Annotated in this window: 13 protein-coding genes and 1 pseudogene; 5 read left to right on the top strand and 9 right to left on the bottom strand. The window is 70.9% G+C overall.

Features of this window, described 5'->3' with window-relative positions; translation table 11 throughout:
• Positions 1–5: 5 nt before the first annotated feature.
• The 4 genes from iolE to ABZY13_RS10235 form a co-directional block, all read right to left on the bottom strand.
• The gene (iolE, locus tag ABZY13_RS10220; protein WP_356628774.1) at positions 6–947 is read right to left on the bottom strand and encodes a myo-inosose-2 dehydratase; all 942 of its coding nucleotides are present in this window, start codon (positions 945–947) and stop codon (positions 6–8) included.
• 23 nt (positions 948–970) lie between these two features.
• Positions 971–2,689 (bottom strand): pyranose oxidase, encoded by a 1,719-nt coding sequence (locus tag ABZY13_RS10225; protein ID WP_356628776.1) that lies wholly within the window; start codon positions 2,687–2,689, stop codon positions 971–973.
• A 24-nt stretch (positions 2,690–2,713) separates the two neighbouring features.
• Complete coding sequence (locus ABZY13_RS10230; RefSeq protein ID WP_356628778.1) at positions 2,714–4,576, bottom strand: glycoside hydrolase family 15 protein; 1,863 nt, start codon at positions 4,574–4,576, stop codon at positions 2,714–2,716.
• A 427-nt stretch (positions 4,577–5,003) separates the two neighbouring features.
• The gene (locus ABZY13_RS10235; RefSeq protein ID WP_356628780.1) at positions 5,004–5,669 is read right to left on the bottom strand and encodes a ScbR family autoregulator-binding transcription factor; all 666 of its coding nucleotides are present in this window, start codon (positions 5,667–5,669) and stop codon (positions 5,004–5,006) included.
• A 523-nt stretch (positions 5,670–6,192) separates the two neighbouring features.
• On the opposite strand from ABZY13_RS10235, the gene ABZY13_RS10240 reads away from it, so the two are divergent.
• Entirely contained in the window at positions 6,193–6,951 is a 759-nt protein-coding gene (locus ABZY13_RS10240) for an HAD family phosphatase (protein ID WP_356628782.1), read from the top strand.
• Between the two features lie 94 nt (positions 6,952–7,045).
• Here the strand turns inward: ABZY13_RS10240 and dhaL are convergent, their stop codons facing one another.
• Together dhaL and ABZY13_RS10250 are read right to left on the bottom strand one after the other, a co-directional pair.
• Complete coding sequence (dhaL, locus tag ABZY13_RS10245) at positions 7,046–7,702, bottom strand: dihydroxyacetone kinase subunit DhaL (RefSeq protein WP_356628842.1); 657 nt, start codon at positions 7,700–7,702, stop codon at positions 7,046–7,048.
• Positions 7,703–7,750: 48 nt separating this feature from the next.
• The gene (locus ABZY13_RS10250) at positions 7,751–8,749 is read right to left on the bottom strand and encodes a dihydroxyacetone kinase subunit DhaK (protein WP_356628784.1); all 999 of its coding nucleotides are present in this window, start codon (positions 8,747–8,749) and stop codon (positions 7,751–7,753) included.
• A 199-nt stretch (positions 8,750–8,948) separates the two neighbouring features.
• Here ABZY13_RS10250 and ABZY13_RS10255 point away from each other — a divergent pair, with 199 nt between their 5' ends.
• Positions 8,949–9,683: a helix-turn-helix domain-containing protein gene (locus ABZY13_RS10255; protein ID WP_356628786.1), complete on the top strand. Its 735-nt coding sequence runs from the start codon at positions 8,949–8,951 to the stop codon at positions 9,681–9,683.
• A 93-nt stretch (positions 9,684–9,776) separates the two neighbouring features.
• Positions 9,777–10,736 (top strand): DMT family transporter, encoded by a 960-nt coding sequence (locus ABZY13_RS10260; RefSeq protein ID WP_356628788.1) that lies wholly within the window; start codon positions 9,777–9,779, stop codon positions 10,734–10,736.
• 364 nt (positions 10,737–11,100) lie between these two features.
• On the opposite strand, the pseudogene ABZY13_RS10265 reads toward ABZY13_RS10260, so the two are convergent.
• Both ABZY13_RS10265 and ABZY13_RS10270 read right to left on the bottom strand, forming a co-directional pair.
• Positions 11,101–11,236: pseudogene (locus ABZY13_RS10265) on the bottom strand (MerR family DNA-binding transcriptional regulator); the annotation flags it as partial.
• A 64-nt stretch (positions 11,237–11,300) separates the two neighbouring features.
• A complete protein-coding gene (locus ABZY13_RS10270; RefSeq protein WP_356628790.1) occupies positions 11,301–11,711 on the bottom strand; it encodes a RidA family protein in 411 nt (136 codons plus the stop codon).
• 77 nt (positions 11,712–11,788) lie between these two features.
• Here ABZY13_RS10270 and ABZY13_RS10275 point away from each other — a divergent pair, with 77 nt between their 5' ends.
• Together ABZY13_RS10275 and ABZY13_RS10280 are read left to right on the top strand one after the other, a co-directional pair.
• Positions 11,789–12,160 carry a helix-turn-helix domain-containing protein gene (locus ABZY13_RS10275; protein WP_356628792.1) on the top strand — a complete coding sequence of 124 codons (372 nt, stop codon included), beginning with the start codon at positions 11,789–11,791 and terminating at the stop codon, positions 12,158–12,160.
• Positions 12,161–12,377: 217 nt separating this feature from the next.
• Entirely contained in the window at positions 12,378–14,063 is a 1,686-nt protein-coding gene (locus tag ABZY13_RS10280; protein ID WP_356628794.1) for a ribonuclease J, read from the top strand.
• Positions 14,064–14,319: 256 nt separating this feature from the next.
• On the opposite strand, the gene ABZY13_RS10285 is transcribed toward ABZY13_RS10280, so the two are convergent.
• Positions 14,320–15,567, bottom strand: coding sequence for a hypothetical protein (locus ABZY13_RS10285; RefSeq protein ID WP_356628796.1), 1,248 nt, complete (start codon positions 15,565–15,567; stop codon positions 14,320–14,322).
• Positions 15,568–15,834 lie beyond the last annotated feature (267 nt).

Consider the following 15,834-nt stretch of genomic DNA (forward strand, 5'->3'; position numbering starts at 1 on the left):
GTGGGTCAGCCGATGACCCGGGCCAGGTAGGAACGGGCCAACTGGGCGTAGTGCAGCGGCGGATGGCCGGCGTGCGGATCCTGTTCGGCCTCCACCACCAGCCAGCCCCGGTAGGACTCGCCCGGACGGAGGGCCTTGAGGACGGCGTCGAAGTCGACGTCGCCGTCGCCGTCGCCGGGCACGGTGAAGATGCCCGCCTCGACGTACTCGCGGAAGCTGCCGTCGGCCAGGGCGCCGTCCGCGCGGACGCTGCCGCGGACATTCTTCAGGTGCAGGTGCGCGATCCGGTCCCGGTGACGTTCGATGACGTCGACCGGATCGACACCCGCCCAGGCGAGGTGGCCGGTGTCCAGCAGGAGGCCGACGTGGCGCGGGTCGGTGTGCCGCATGAGCCGGTCGATGTCGGCTCCGCTCTGGACACCGGTGCCCATGTGCGGGTGGTAGGCGAGTCGGAAGCCCTGGTTCGCGGTGATCTCGCCGATCTTGTTCAGCCCTTCGCACAGTTCGGTCCACTGCGCGTCGGTGAACTCCGGTTTGTTGGCGCGCAGGCTGACCGCCTGCAGATGAACGGCTCCGCCGAACTCGGCGACCCCGATGACGCCGGTCTTCACCGGAGGACCGGCCGCGTTGAGCCTCTTCAGGAACTCCAGCACCTTCAGCAGTTCGCGGGCGGTGCGCTCGCAGCCTTCGGGAACGGTGAAGTACGTGCTCATCCATGGTTCGCTCACGCTGAGACCGCGCAGGTGCATCGCGGCGGCCAACGCGTCGGCGTCGGTGGTGAAGGTGTGGCCGATGCTGCAGCCCTCGAAGCCGGCGAGCGCGATCTCGCTGAGGCACTGCTCCATGGGGATGTCGTTGCCGATGAGCGGGAAGTCGTCGTTGCTCCAGCAGGTGGGTGTGATACCCAGGTGGATGCCCTCCGGGCGCGGGGTGGTCGGTGCCTGCATGGTGAGGTCCAGGGATCGTGGAGTCAGTGTCCGGGGTGGCCCTTGACGATGGTGTCGGCCGCGTGCAGGGCCATGGCCACGCTGGTGAGCGTGGGGTTGGACGCGTTGCCGAAGGGGTGCAGACCGTTGCCGCCGAGGTACAGGTTGTCGATGTTCCACACCTTGGAGTACTCGTCGACGACGCTGTCCAGCGACCTGGTGCCCATGCGGGTGGTGCCCGCGATGTGCAGCGGCAGGCCCGGGGTGAGGAAGACGGGCTCGGAACCGGGCAGGAAACCGCCCAGCGCGGCGGCGGTGCGCAGCATGTGCTCGTTCATGCGGTCGGTCTCCTTGCGTTCGGCCCCGTCGAGGCGGAACTCGAAGGTGGGCTGCGGCATGTCGAAGGTGTCGCGGAGCCTGCGCGAGAAGGTGACCCTGTTCTCCGGGCGGGGCCGGGACATGCCGAACCAGCGCAGGTCGACGATGAGCCGGGGGTCGATGTTGGGCGGCACGGCGCCGTAGGTGAAGGCGTCCCGGTGGATCTGGCAGTGCCAGGGCCGTTTGTCGGTCACCAGCAGCGCCAGGTTCGGGTCCCGCTCCGTGCGCGGGAAGGGCACCGGGTCGGCGCACTTGTCGCCGGAGCGCAGACGGGCCAGCTCGGTGGCGCGGTAACGGGCGACCCGGTCGGCGGCGGCCCGGGCCGGTGCGTCGCCCCCCGGGGCGCCGCGCAGGATCTCCTCGACGTGGTCCACGTGCTCCTGTTGCAGCACCACCTGACAGAACGACATGGGCTGTTCGGTCATGTAGCGGCCGAGCGCGGGCAGGGTGACGCCGGAGTTGAACAGCAACTGCGGTGTGGGCACGGCACCGCACGCCACCACGTACGTCTCGGCGCGCAGCCGGATCTCCTCGCGTACGTCGCGCAGGTCGCGCACCACGGCGTACTGGACCTTCTGGTTCCTGCCCGAACCCGCGATCTCCAGCCGGACGCACTGGTGCTCCGGCAGGAGGGTGAACGAGCCGTGCGGGGGCGTGTGGGCGGGGTCCGCCAGCTCGCCGAGGACGGTGTCGGCGGCCGACCAGGTGACCGCCGAGGTCTGGGGCGAGTCGGCCCGCTCGCTGACCGCGAGGGGCAGTTCGGTGACGTCGGCGAACTCCTCCCCGGCCCGTTGCAGTACCCGCTTGACCAGCAGGTGCCGGGCGGACGAGGCGAAGACGCGGGTGTTGCGGGCCAGCAAGGGCTCCGCCGTGTCGTAGAGCTCGTCCATCTTCTTGTCGTCGATGGGGTAGCCCCGCCCGCCGTACCGCCGTTCCACCTCGGGGTGGAACCGGGGCACCGCGCAGGTCCAGTGGGTGGCCATGCCGCCGACCGCGTAGGTGGCCGCCGCCGCCGGCAGGTTGAGGTGCTTGCCCTGCTCCGGGTTCTGGTTGCGCATCGAGAAGCCGGCGTACGTGTCGGGGTCGTAGGAGAACGCCGACGGGTCGAGCGTGAGTTCCGGTTCCCGGTTGGTCGCCGTCGACAGCGGGAGCAGGTTGCCCTTGATGACGGAGACGAACAGGTCGATGTTCTTCTGGAAGAGGTAGCTGTTCTTGAGGTGTTCGCCGTAACGGCGGGAGAGCTGGGCCCCCGCGTCGATCATCAGGACGCTTCTGCCCGCGTCCACCAGTTTGCGGGCGAAGGCGCAGCCGACGGGGCCGCTGCCGATGATCAGCACGTCCGCCTCGCGGGGGCCGGGCGCGGAGATGTCCCTCGTGTCGTTCATGGATGTCCTTTCGGCCCGGCCGCGTCAGCGGCGCAGGTGACCGCGGTGCCCGGCCGGTTCGAGGACCCCGGTCCCGGAGCGGGCGCCGGAGTGCCGGCCGTCGACGGCGGTGATGTCCGTCGTACCGCTCAGCCACAGGGCGCTGTTGACGAGGCCGACCATGCTGAACGCCTGTGGTGTGTTGCCGAGGTGACGGCCCGTGGCCGGGTCGTACTCCTCCGCGAGCAGCCCCACGTCGTTGCGCAGGCCGAGCAGCCGCTCGTACAGCTCCTGGGCCTCCTGCCGGCGGCCGGTCCCGTGCAGCGCGTCGACGAGCCAGAAGGTGCACACCAGGAAGGTGGCCTCGGAACCCTGCAGGCCGTCCACGCCGCCGTCCGCCTCCGGAAGGTAGCGCCGCAGGAAGCCGTCCTGACCCAGTTCCCGGCACACGGTGTCGACGGTGCCCCGGACCCGTGGGTCGCGCCAGGGCAGGAAGCCGACGCGCGGCAGCAGCAGGAGTGCGGCGTCCACCCCCTTCGACCCGTAGAACTGGGTGAAGGTGTTCCGCTCGGCGTCATAGCCCTGTTCGCACACCTCCGCGTGGATGCGGTCGCGCAGTTGTGCCCAGTGTTGCGCCGGGCCCCGGCAGCCGTGGTGCAGCACCGAGCGCACCGCCCGGTCCACACCGGCCCACGCCATCACCTTCGAGTGCACGAAGTGGCGTGGCGCGCCCCTGAATTCCCACAGACTGAGGTCGGGTTCCCGCCAGTTGCCCTCCAGGAAGTCCAGCAGGGCCCGCTGCATGCTCCATGCCGTCTCGCTGGCGTCCATCCCGGCCTCGCGGCCCACGTAGAAGGACTCGAGGACCTCGCCCCACACGTCCAGCTGGAACTGGCGGGTGGCGGCGTTGCCGACCCGGACGGGCGAGGAGCCCTCGCACCCCGAGAGCCAGTCCAGTTCGTACTCGGGCAGCCGCCATGTGCCGTCGAGACCGTACATGATCTGCAGGTCGGCGGGGTTGCCGGCGACGGCGCGCAGCAGCCAGTCCCGCCACCGGGTCGCCTCCTCCAAGTAGCCGGTGCCGGTGAGCGCCTGGAGCGTGAACGTGGCGTCGCGCAGCCAGCAGTAGCGGTAGTCCCAGTTGCGCGAGCCGCCGAGTTCCTCGGGCAGCGACGTGGTGGCCGCGGCGAGGATGCCCCCGGTGGGCCGGTACGTCAGGGCTTTGAGGGTGATCAGGGAGCGCCGCACCGCGTCGTCCCACTGCCCGCGGTAGCTGCACCGGCCGGTCCAGGTCCGCCAGAATCGTTCGGTGGCCTCGACGGCGGACAGCGCGTCGACCGGCTTCACCGGGGTGACGAGGTGGGACGGCTTGTACGTCAGGACGAAGGGCACCTGTTGACCGGCCGTGACGGTGAACTCCGCCCGGGTGGTCATGTTCTCGCCGTGCACCTCCACCGGGGTGTGCAGCCAGAACGCGTCCGGGCCCGCCACGGCCCGCAGTCCGCCCCCGGCGCGGTGCACCCACGGGACGATACGGCCGTAGTCGGGGCGCAGCCGCAGGTCCATCCGCATCGGCACCCGCCCGGCGAGGCCCTCGACGAGACGTACGACGTCGGCGGATTCGCGGCGCAGTGGCAGGCAGTCCACGATGCGTACGCTGCCCTCCGCGGTGTGCCACTCGGTCTCCAGGACCAGGGTGTCGTCCCGGTACCTGCGTCGCGTGGCGGGGCCGCCCGCTGCCGGTGCCAGCAGCCACCGTCCGGCGCTCTCGTCGTGCAGCAGCGCGGCGAAGCACGCCGGTGAGTCGAATCTGGGCAGGCACAGCCAGTCGATGGACCCGTCGCGTCCCACCAGCGCACCGGATTGCAGATCGCCGAGGAACGCGTAGTCCTCGATGGCACTGACCATGGTGGCACTCCCTCACGCCGGCCGACGGCCCGTGCGTGACCGCCGGCATGTGCTGCCGAGCGGTTCGTGTGACGACGGGCATCGCCGGACATCCCGTGCCGCCCCCTCACGTGACGGTCCGCCGCAGGGCCGGGCCCGGACATACGAAGGGGCAGGTGAAGAGACGATTGCTTGATGTCTGGCCCGGGGCTGCGGTGCCGGGCGGGCGCCGAGCACTGATGGCCGGGGAAACAGCCCGAGCGAGTGCGTGGGCGCCTCATCCAGGGTGGCACAGCCCGGGTGCGAGCGCGATTCGCCGACGACCGTGCGAGTGCCGGGACCCGCCCGTGCTGCTCCAACCGGGAGCGAGTGCCCGCGCCTGCCCGCCCGGACTGCCGCGGAGTGCTGCGTTGCGGCGACGTGCCGGTGCCGCAGTACCGGGCGACCGTCACGCGGTGGCTTCCGGAGCCCTCTCGCTCATCACCTCGTCCCACGCTCGCCTCACGGTGCGGGCCGGGTCGGCGTCCTGCTGGAGGGAGGGCAGGGTCAGGTGCCACCAGTCGGTGAGCCGGTGGGTGATGCTCTGCGGGCCCTCCAGGGCTTCCGTGAGGGTGCAGACACCGAAGAAGGCGCGGACCAGGGTGCGGGCGGTGGGCGCGGGACGCACGCGATGCGTCAGCTGGCCGGCGGTGCGGGCCTGGGCCAGTAAACGCGTGGTGGCGGTGGTCCACACGGCGAAGGGATCGGGGAGCGGGGCGTCGATGGTGTCCCGTTCGGCCCACAGGCGTGCGCCGGCGCGCGTGAGCGTGTCCTCGGCGAGGGCGCGGCCGATCTCGTAGCTGAGGACGACGAGGCGTTCCAGGGGCGGCACGGCGGGGTTCGCGTACCGTGCGGCGAGGCCGGACCAGGTGGCGAAGCGGTCCCGGACGACCGCGAGGGCGAGCCCTTCCTTGCTGGCGTAGTGGAAGTAGACGGAGCCGCTGGTCCGACCGGACCTCGCGCTCACGTCGTTGACACTGGTCGCGGCGTAGCCCTGCTCGGCGAAGAGGCAGGCGGCTGCCTCCAGAAGGGATCTGCGAGTCGCCTTCGCCCGTTCCTGCAACGTGCCGTCCACCTTCGTTCAGCATTCCTCGGACGACCGAGAATGTATTGCGCCCGCGTACGCCGGAGGCAATTGGCGAGTTCTGCGCGCTGTAACTGCGCACTTTTTCGAAAGTGAACACCTACGGGTGTTTTCGGGGCCGATTCCGGTGTGGCTTCTGGTGCCGAACCGGCTGCCGGCCGACCGCGGCGACGTCAACGCCCCGCTTTCCGGAAGCCGCTCAACTCGCCAGGCCCCGCGCGCGATTGGCCGACCGCGGAACGGCGGCGGATTCGCCGGAGTTCGCTGCGACTTACACCCCGCGCTCGCCTGCGTCGATCACTCGAAGTAGTGATTGAGTTATAAGGCGCGGCGAAAATAACGTAGCCGTCGTGATGTTTCCCGTTTGAGGTGGATTGCCCGGAGCGTGGGCCGTCCCTTCGTGCGGACCCCGGAGGAGACAGCTGCCCTCCGCACGTCCGACGCGGGAGCCGCAGCCCTCAGCCGTGAGCAGTCCCGCCTCGAGCGTGACCGCCCCTCCCTCCACGAGGCCGCCATGACCATGCAGGCGCATTCCCTTCTCGACTGGTCTCCCGAAGCCGCCGTGTTCGACTGCGACGGCACACTGATGGACACCGAACGCCACTGGCAGGACGCCCGCAACCGGGCTTTCGCCGCCTTCGGGCTGACACCCCCGCGCGGGTTCGCGGAGCGCGCGAAGGGAGTGCACTACACCGATTGCGGTCGGCTGATGGCCGAGGAGACGCACAAACCGGAGCTGGCCGAGGAACTCGGCAGTGCGCTGCTCGAGCACTTCCTCGCGCTCGTCGCCGACGACCCGACGACGATGCCCGGGGCGGTGGAGCTGGTGCGGCTGCTCTCCGGCCGGCTGCCGCTCGCCGTGGCCAGCAACTGCCCCCTGGAGGTGGTGACGGGGTGCCTCGGCCGGGCGGGGCTGCTCCAGCACTTCGACCACATCGTCGTCCCCTCCGGCATGCCGCCGGACGCGGTCGGCGGCTGCCCGGGGGCGGCCGGCTCCCAGGTCGTGCGCCCCAAGCCGTGGCCGGACGTCTACGCGACGGCGGCACGGCTGTGCGGAGTCCGGCCTGAGCGGGCGTTCGCCGTCGAGGACTCGCTGACGGGGGTCGAGTCGGCCCGGCGGGCGGGACTGCGCGTGGTGGGAGTGGGCGCGCGACCGACCGGGGAGGACGCCGGGGCGGCCGACCTGTGGGTGACGACACTGCGGGCGCCGGAACTGCTCGCATGGGTCAGGGCGCGGGTGCTGAAGGGGACGCAGGCGCCCGGAGGGGACTGAGCGAAGGCGGTGGACGCGCTGCGGAGCGGGCCGACGGGCCGGGCCATCCGTCCGATACGGGTCGGGCAGGTGACCTGCCCGTTCCCGTCCCCGGTCAGCCGAGGTGCGGGGCCAGGTTCCGTACGACCCCGCCGGCCGAGGCGAACAGCAGGCCCACGCCGACCGCTCCCGGGTCGGGTATGCCCTCGGCCCGTTCGCCGAGGTAGCTGGAGCGGCCCATTCTCGCCCGCAGCAGGGCGGTGTCGCGCACGCCCTGCCAGGCGGCCGCCGCCGCGTCGTCCAACGCCCGGGCGGGCGGGGTGGCGGCGGGCGCGGAGCGCAGGGCGCCGGCGGCCGGGGCGAGGGCGTCGACGAGGGTCTTGTCGCCGGGGGCGGCGCCGCCGACGCGGCGGATGGCGGCGAGCCCGTCGGCGACTCCCTCCGCGAGGGCGGGCGTGGTGGCGCCGGACGCCTTCAGGGCCACGGCCAGCGACTGGAGCAGCAGTCCGAACAAGGGGCCGCTGGTGCCGCCGACCTCGTCGAGGAAGGCGCCGGCGGCGGCTTCCATGCAGGCGCTGTCGTCGGGGGAGGGGAGGGAGTCGAGGCGGGCCAGGGCGGCGGAGGCGCCGGCGGTGAGGTTGCTGCCGAAGTCGCCGTCGCCCACCTTCTGGTCGAGGGCGGTGAGCTGGTCCTCGACGGCGCGGACCGATTCGGCGAAGCGCCGCATCCAGGCGTCGGTGGACAGGGTGTCGTGGGCAGCGGTCGTCATGATGCGCCTCCCCATCTCGGTGGCCGGGCAGTGTCGGTGGCCGGGGCCGTGTCACCAGTGCAACGCGGCCGTGCGGACGGGCGCGTCGTAGTGGAGGACGTCCGCCGGGTCCGCGACGAGCAGGGTGAGCGAGAAGCCCCGCATGTCCAGGGCGGTCGCGTATTCGCCGACGAGCCGGCGCGCGACCGGGAAGCCGCGGGCTCGCAGGACCCGCGCGAGTTCCCCGTGGACCGCGTACAGCTCCAGGGGGGTGACGGCGCCGAGGCCGTTGACCAGGACGAGGAGCGCGCTGCCCGGTTCCGGGGCCAGTGCGGTGAGGAGTTCGTCGGTCATGCGCTCCACGAGACGGCCGACGGGGTCCTGTTTGGCGGTGCGCCGGGCGCGTTCCCCGTGGATGCCGACGCCGTACTCGATCTCGTCCGGCCCGAGCCGGAAGGCGGGTTCCCCGAGAGCGGGAGAGGTGTGGGCGGCGGAGGCGACGGCGAGCGTACGGCAGCGGGCGGCGAGGCGTTCGCCGAGCTGCCGGAGGTCGTCGAGCCCGGCGCCCGTGTCGGCGGCGCCGCCGAGGATCTTCTCGATGAGCACGGTGCCGCCGGTTCCCCGGCGTCCAGAGGCGATGTCGTCGCAGTCGGAGGCGAGGTCGTCGTCGACCAGGACGCGGGCGCAGGGCACGCCGCGGTGGGCGAGGCGTTCGGCCGCGATGCCGAAGTTGATGCGGTCGCCGGTGTAGTTCTTGACGATGTGCAGGACGCCCGCGGGCCGTGCCGCCGCCAGGGACGCCTCGTAGATCTGGCTGTTGTGGGGGGAGGCGAAGACACGGCCCGGGCAGGCGGCGTCCAGCATCCCCCGGCCGACGTATCCCGCGTGCATCGGCTCGTGACCCGCGCCCCCGCCGGAGAGCAGGCCGACCCGCCGGGCGGGAGCGGCGTCCCGCGCGAGGAGGAAGCCGTGGACGGGGTCCAGGGTGACTATGTCGGCATGGGCCAGAGCGAAGCCCTTCAGCGCGTCGGGCACCAACGTGTCGCTGCTGTTCTCGAAGTACGAGGCCATTCGGTTCCTCCGTCGTCGAGGGCCGTGAAGGGCTCGGCCGACCGCTTTCCGCCGGAATGGGTTCCATGCTGTGGCCGTCGCCGACGAGCGGCAACTCGCGGTCGTGCGCCGTCGGCCCCGAGGACCGGCCAGGCTCACCGGCAACCCCCGGCGCCTGCACGTTTCGATGGACGCCGAAGCGATAGGGCATCCTGGAGTCATGGATCGCCTGCCTGCCTCCCGACCGACGGACTCCCCGGCCCCCGCCGCGCGGCTCGCCGCCCTGGCCGCCGCCCTGGCCGACGAGACGCGTGCCGCCATCTGCATGACCCTCCTGGAGGGACGCGCCTGGACCGCGGGGGAGCTGGCCCGCGCCACCGGGGTCGCCCCCTCCACGGTCAGCGGGCACCTGGCACGGCTCCTCGACGCGGGGATCTGCGTGACGGAACGGCAGGGGCGGCACAGCTACGTGCGCATCACCGATGCCGCCACCGCCCGGCTGGTGGACGACCTGGCCTCCTACGCCGTCCCGGGCCGTGATGCGCCCCACGCCGTCCCCGTGGTCGCCGCGCCGGATCCGACGGCGCGGGCCCGCACCTGCTACGACCACTTCGCGGGACGGCTGGGAATGGCGGTGACGGACGCGATGGAGCACCGGGGCCTCCTGCGCACGGAGGGGGTCTTCGAGCTGACTCGTGCCGGGCTCGACTGGTGCGAGGCGGTGGGCGTCGACGCGACCGCCACGGGGCGCAGGCCGGTGGCCGGTTCCTGCCTGGACTGGACCGAGCGCCGACGCCATCTGGGCGGCCTGGTGGGGGCGAGGCTGTGCGCACGGGCCCTGGACGAAGCCTGGGTGGTACGCCTGGACGGGGGCGGACGCGCCCTGCGGGTGACCCGGACGGGAGAGGAGGCCTTCGGTGAACTCCTGGGCCTCACTCCGCAGGCATGGAATTAGCGGGGCCCGACCGGCATACCGCCCCACCCCCCGCATACGACCACCAAAACATTTCGGCGCTCACCGAAGTGTTCCGCTGTAGGGTTACGCGGTATGAAAACCCACCCGCATGCCCTCGCGCCGAGCCTCGTCACCGGCGGCGCCGTTTGCTTCACCGTGTTCGCCTGGGCGTCCGCCTTCGTCTCCATCCGCAGCGCCGCGGCCGCCTATTCCCCGGGGGCACTCGCCTTGGGCAGGCTGTGCGTCGCCTCGCTGATCCTCGTCGCGTTGCTCCTCCTGCGCCGCGAAGGCATGTCCTCGCGGGGCGCCAGGAAGGGCATCCTGCTGTCGGGAATCGTATGGTTCGGCGGCTACACGGTCGCACTGAACTGGGGCGAACGCCTCGTCGACGCGGGCACTGCGTCCCTGCTCGTGAACACCGGGCCGATCCTCATGGCGCTCCTCGCTGCGCGCCTGCTGGGCGAGGCCCTGCCGCCGCGGCTGCTGACGGGCACGGCGATCTCCTTCGCCGGCGCCGTGGTCGTCGGCCTGTCGATGTCGTCCGAGAGCGGCGGCTCGACGTCGCTGCTCGGTGTGGCGCTGTGCCTGCTCGCGGCGGTGGCCTACGCGACCGGGGTGATCGCGCAGAAGCCCGCGCTCTCCCACGGGACACCGCTGCAGATCACCACCTTCAGCTGCCTCACCGGAACCGTCGCGTGCCTGCCGTTCACCGGACAACTGGTCGCCGAGGTCTCCCGGGCCCCGCTCTCCGCCACCCTCAACATGGTCTATCTGGGCGTGGTCCCCACCGCACTGGCCTTCACCACCTGGACCTACGCCCTCGTACGGACGCCGGCCGGGAAGCTCGGCGCGACCACCTACGCCGTGCCGGCCATCGTCGTCCTGATGAGCTGGATCCTCCTGGGCGAAGTCCCGGCCTGGCTGACCCTGCTGGGCGGTCTGCTGTGTCTGACCGGGGTGGCCGTCTCCCGCCACCGTCCCCGATCCCGGCAGGCCCCCGCCATACCCGCCGACGTCCCCGCATCCCGACTCGCCGACACCCCAGGGCGCTAGCACGCCGAATGGGCACCGTCACGGACAGCGCGGCATCCCGACCGAACCCGTGCCCGTTGACAGCCCCGCACTCGACAACGACGCCGAGCAGCCCGCCCACGAGCCGATCGCTCCCGCTCCCGACCGACCCGTCACCTCCCTGCGGACCGGACCCGACGGCAACGGCGCCGACCGGGCGAAGGGAACGTCAGCGTCTGGCGAACCGGACCCGCGCCGGCTGGACGACGTCCGGTCGCACGGTGACGCCGTCGACGGTCAGTCGCTGTCCGCAGATGTCCGAGAGCCGGACCGGGCCGCCGCAGCCGGTCCCGTCGGGGGAGAGGAAAGTAGTGCGACCCTCATCGAGGTGGTTCAGGGCGGCCTGCAGTGCGATGGAGTCCTGCCGGTACAGGCGCCGGCCGGGCGGGCTGCGCCACTGCGAGCAGCCCTTGCTGCTCGTAGTGGCGCACGGCGCGCACTGAGACGCAGGCCGCTCGTGCCACTTCGCCGATGCGGAGCAACCGCTCGGCCGCGGCGGGATCCCATGGTGTCGTGGCGAGTCAACGGGATCTCGTCCTGAAGAGATCAGCCGAGGAGCGCGGTCGCTTCCACCTCGACGAGAACGTCCGGCTCGAAGAGGTACTCGACGCCGATGAGGGAGGCCGGCGGCAGGGGAAGCCGGAGCCCGATCTGGTTGGCGACGGTCTCCACGCCGGCCATGAAGTCGCCGATCTTCTCCGGGTTCCACCGGGTCACGTAGAACGTCAGGCGCAGCACATCCGCGAACGACGCACCCGCGCCCGCCAGTCCGACGGAGGTGTTGCGCAGTGCCTGGGCGACCTGCCCGGCCAGATCGCCGGGTGCGACCGGCGTCCCGTCGGCCCGGCGTGCGATCTGGCCGCTGACGTGAACGTGCTTGGTCCCGGTGCCCACGGCGACGTGGTGGTAAGGGACCGGCTGCAGCATGCCTTCGGGAGTGAAGTGCTGGACAGGCATGGTGGTATCTCCTCCGCAGTAGGTATCTGTAAGGTACTTAGTGGAAGTAGGACACTTCAACGAAACCAGGTTGCGCCATGGATACCGACGACGAACTCCGCATCGATGCCCCCCACCGCGAACTGCTCGACCAGATCCTCGACAAGTGGTCGCTCAGCGTTCTCAACGAGCTCTGCGAACGCCCGTGCCGCTTCAACGAACTGCGCCGGGCCATCCCCCAGGTCACGCAGAAGTCGCTGACCGCGACGCTTCGGCGACTGGAACGCAATGGCGTGGTCGAGCGCGAGGTGGTCTCCACCCGTCCCGTGGCGGTCCGGTACCGGATCACGCCCCTCGGCAAGACTCTTCGGCACCCCATCGACGTGCTGCTGGCATGGGCCTCGCAGAACATGCCTGCCATCGAACGCGCACGTGAAGGCTTCGACACGAGAGAAGAGGCCGACCTTTGACGGGCGCCGTCGCGTTGACGCACTCGGGCGTGATCTTCGGGCTGATCACGCCGGAGAGGGCTTCGCCGGTGGAGAATGCGTCGCCGTCGTGCATGGCTTCGACGAAACCGGGCCCGGTGCCTTCGAGGAACCGCACGGCGCCCGCCCCGTCGGGAAGAGATCACACAGACGACAGACAATGGATCATCCCGTCCCGCGCTCCGGGTACCGTCAAGGTATGAGTCATCCGCACCCCGAGCTGAAAGCCCCCCCGCCTCTTCCCGACGGAGGGCTGCGTGTCATCCCTCTGGGCGGCCTGGGTGAGATCGGCCGCAACATGACCGTCTTCGAGCACGCCGGCAAGCTGCTCATCGTCGACTGCGGCGTGCTGTTCCCCGAGGAGACCCAGCCCGGCGTGGACGTCATCCTGCCGGACTTCACCTCGATCCGGGACCGGCTGCACGACATCGTGGCCGTGGTCCTCACCCACGGCCACGAAGACCACATCGGCGGCGTGCCCTATCTGCTGCGCGAGCGGTCCGACATTCCCCTCATCGGCTCGAAGCTGACCCTGGCGTTCCTGGAGGCCAAGCTCAAGGAACACGGCATCCGGCCGCGTACGGTGCGGGTGCGGGAGGGCGACCGGCGTGAATTCGGGCCCTTCGACTGCGAGTTCGTGGCGGTCAACCACTCCATCCCGGACAGCCTCGCCCTGGCGATCCGCACCCGTGCCGGGATGGTGCTGCACACCGGTGACTTCAAGATGGACCAGTTCCCCCTCGACGACCGCATCACCGATCTGCGCGCCTTCGCCCGCCTGGGCGAGGAGGGCGTGGACCTGTTCCTCACCGACTCCACCAACGCCGAAGTACCCGGCTTCACCACTTCCGAGCGTGAGCTGAATCCGGCGATCGAGCAGGTGATGCGCACCGCGCCGCGCCGGGTCATCGTCTCCAGCTTCGCCAGTCACGTGCATCGCATCCAGCAGGTCCTGGACGCCGCCCACCAGCACGGGCGCAAGGTCGCCTTCGTCGGCCGGTCGATGGTCCGCAACATGGGCATCGCCCGTGACCTGGGCTATCTGAAGGTCCCGTCCGGTCTGGTCGTGAGCACCAAGGAACTGGAGAGGCTCCCGGACCACAAGGTCACTCTGGTGTGCACCGGCTCCCAGGGCGAGCCGATGGCCGCACTGTCACGGATGGCCAATCGTGACCACATGATCCGCATCGGCAAGGGGGACACCGTCCTGCTCGCCAGCTCGCTCATCCCCGGCAACGAGAACGCCATCTACCGGGTGATCAACGGACTCACCCGGTGGGGCGCGCACGTGGTCCACAAGGGCAACGCCAAGGTACACGTGTCCGGGCACGCCAGCGCCGGGGAACTCGTCTACTGCTACAACATCGTCAGACCGCGCAACGTCATGCCGGTGCACGGCGAATGGCGCCACCTGCGGGCCAACGGCGACCTGGCCATCCGTACCGGCGTCGACTCCGACCGGGTCGTCATCGCTGAGGACGGCGTCGTCGTCGACCTCGTCGACGGGCGCGCGTCCATCACCGGCAAGGTCCCTGCCGGCAACGTCTATGTCGACGGCATGGAAGTCGGCGGCGCCACCGAAGCGTCCCTCAAAGACCGTCTCACCCTCGCTGAGGAGGGCGTGGTCACGGTGGTGGCGATCGTTGATGCGGACACCGGTGCCCTCGCCGAGGCTCCCGACTTCCTGGCCCGCGGCTTCGTCCACGACGACGCCACCTTCGAGCCTGTCATCCCCGTCATCGAGAAGACTCTGGCCACCGCGGCCGAGGAAGGCGTCGGGGACGCGCACCAGCTCGAACAGCTCATCGCCCGCGCCGTGGCGAACTGGGCGTTCCGCACCCACCGACGCAAGCCCCTCATCATCCCCGTCATCATCGACGCCTGAGCCATCGCCCGGCACCACGGGGCGTACGCCCATGTGGCCAAAGGAACGCCAACGAGTTCCTCATGTCCGGCCTCCCCGCACCGGCCCGGCGAGGCGGCCGGGGAGAACGCCGTCGCCCGCCAACCGGCCCGCCGCCGAGGAGCCGCACTCAACCCTCACCAAACCGCCGCGCCGAACGCCCCTTCCCTCTGGGCGATCGGTTGCAGGGAGGGGGAAAGGCACGGCGAGGCCCGGTGGGCGCGGCCCAACGGGCCGGTCAGTCGCCGGTGGAATAGGCGGCGATGACGCCCCGAGCGAAGTGCGCATCGCCGTCGTGAAGAGGGATTCCGACGGCGCCGACGGCCCAGACCGTGCGGGTGCCGGGCACGAGTTGCAGGTCGTGCAACTCGAAGTGCTGGCGCCGGTCCGTTTCGGTGATCCTTTCGGAGCGGCCGGCGACCGGCTTCGGATCCTTGATCAGGCGCTGTGTGCCGTCGGCCGCACGGTGCTGCTCGCTGCCCACCTTGCTGCCCAGAACGAGCCCGCCCGCGCCGTCTCCGGTCGCTGACACGGCGAGCTCGTTGGCACTCGCTCCAGAGCTGTCGAAGGCCTTGGGCACCTTCCGCCAGTGCGAGCCGTCCCAGTGCAGCGCGAATGCTGCGTCGTACTCCTGGGAGCCGGTCTCGCCCGTGTAACCGTGCAGACCGAATGCCCAGGCGTTGCCCGGGGAGAGGGCGACAACCTCGGTCAGCTTGGCCTTTTCGTCCGGCTTCGGCTTGGGGGAGTGGTATTCGGGTGTCGTGACCTGGCGCCACTTCTCCCCGTCGAAGTGCACGATCGCGGGTTGGCGGGCATGGCGGACATCCCTGTCCGACGGGTCCTCGCCTTCGTCGCCGACCGCCCAGACGTCGTCCGGACCGCTTGCGGACAGCCGGCCGACGTAGTCGGTGGGCAGTGGATGTCCGGTCCATCGTGTGCCGTCCCAGTGGTGGGCGAGGGGACGGTCCGACGAGGCGTCCAGTGCCCAGACGTCGTCGGGTGCCAGGACGGCTACGTCCCGCGTGTAGAAGTCGACTGTGGTCCTGCGCCACTGGCGGCCGTCCCAGCGCAGCGCTCCCGGCCCTCCGCCCCGGCCGACGTCACCGAACAGCCACACATTTCTTGGACCCGAGGCCTCCAGCTGGGCGCCCGCGAGAGTCCCGCCCTCAGAACGCAATGGCCTCGGCACCCCGGCACGTCGCCAGGTGGCGCCATTGCGGTGCAGGAGGAAGCCGGCCTCAGAGCCGTCTTTCCGCTTCTCCGTGCTCAGGGCCCAGCCCTCGTCCTCTGCGACGGCGGCTATGTCGACGACTCTCGCATCGCGGGACACACTGACGTAGTCGAGCCGCCACCGCCCGGCATCCGCGCCTGCGCTGTCGCATCCGGTCGCCATCGGCAACAGGGCTGTCGCCACCAGTGCCAACACCGCGCGGTGGGTGACAAGGGTTCTGCTACCGCGCCGGATCTCCGGTGTTCTCGAGAACATGTCGAGAATGTAAGAACCCCGCTCCGGGACGGGTCCCAAGCGCCCCGGACGGTGTCCGGCCAGGCGTCTGGGGGTCGGCCCGTCACCGGCTGGTGTTCGTCGACCGGCTGGTGGCCACGCTGACCTGTCTGTGAGACGAGGCTCTTGACCGGCAGCACCCGGCGTGACGGGCCTGGGTGATGTCTTGACCTGGAGCACCTCGCGATCGGTGGTGCCGCTCTCGCGAAGCAGGGCGGCGATCCGGCTGCACCACCCGCCTCGGCGTCA

Origin of the sequence: Streptomyces sp. NPDC006610 (genome assembly GCF_040611575.1) — a bacterium.
Taxonomy (GTDB): domain Bacteria; phylum Actinomycetota; class Actinomycetes; order Streptomycetales; family Streptomycetaceae; genus Streptomyces.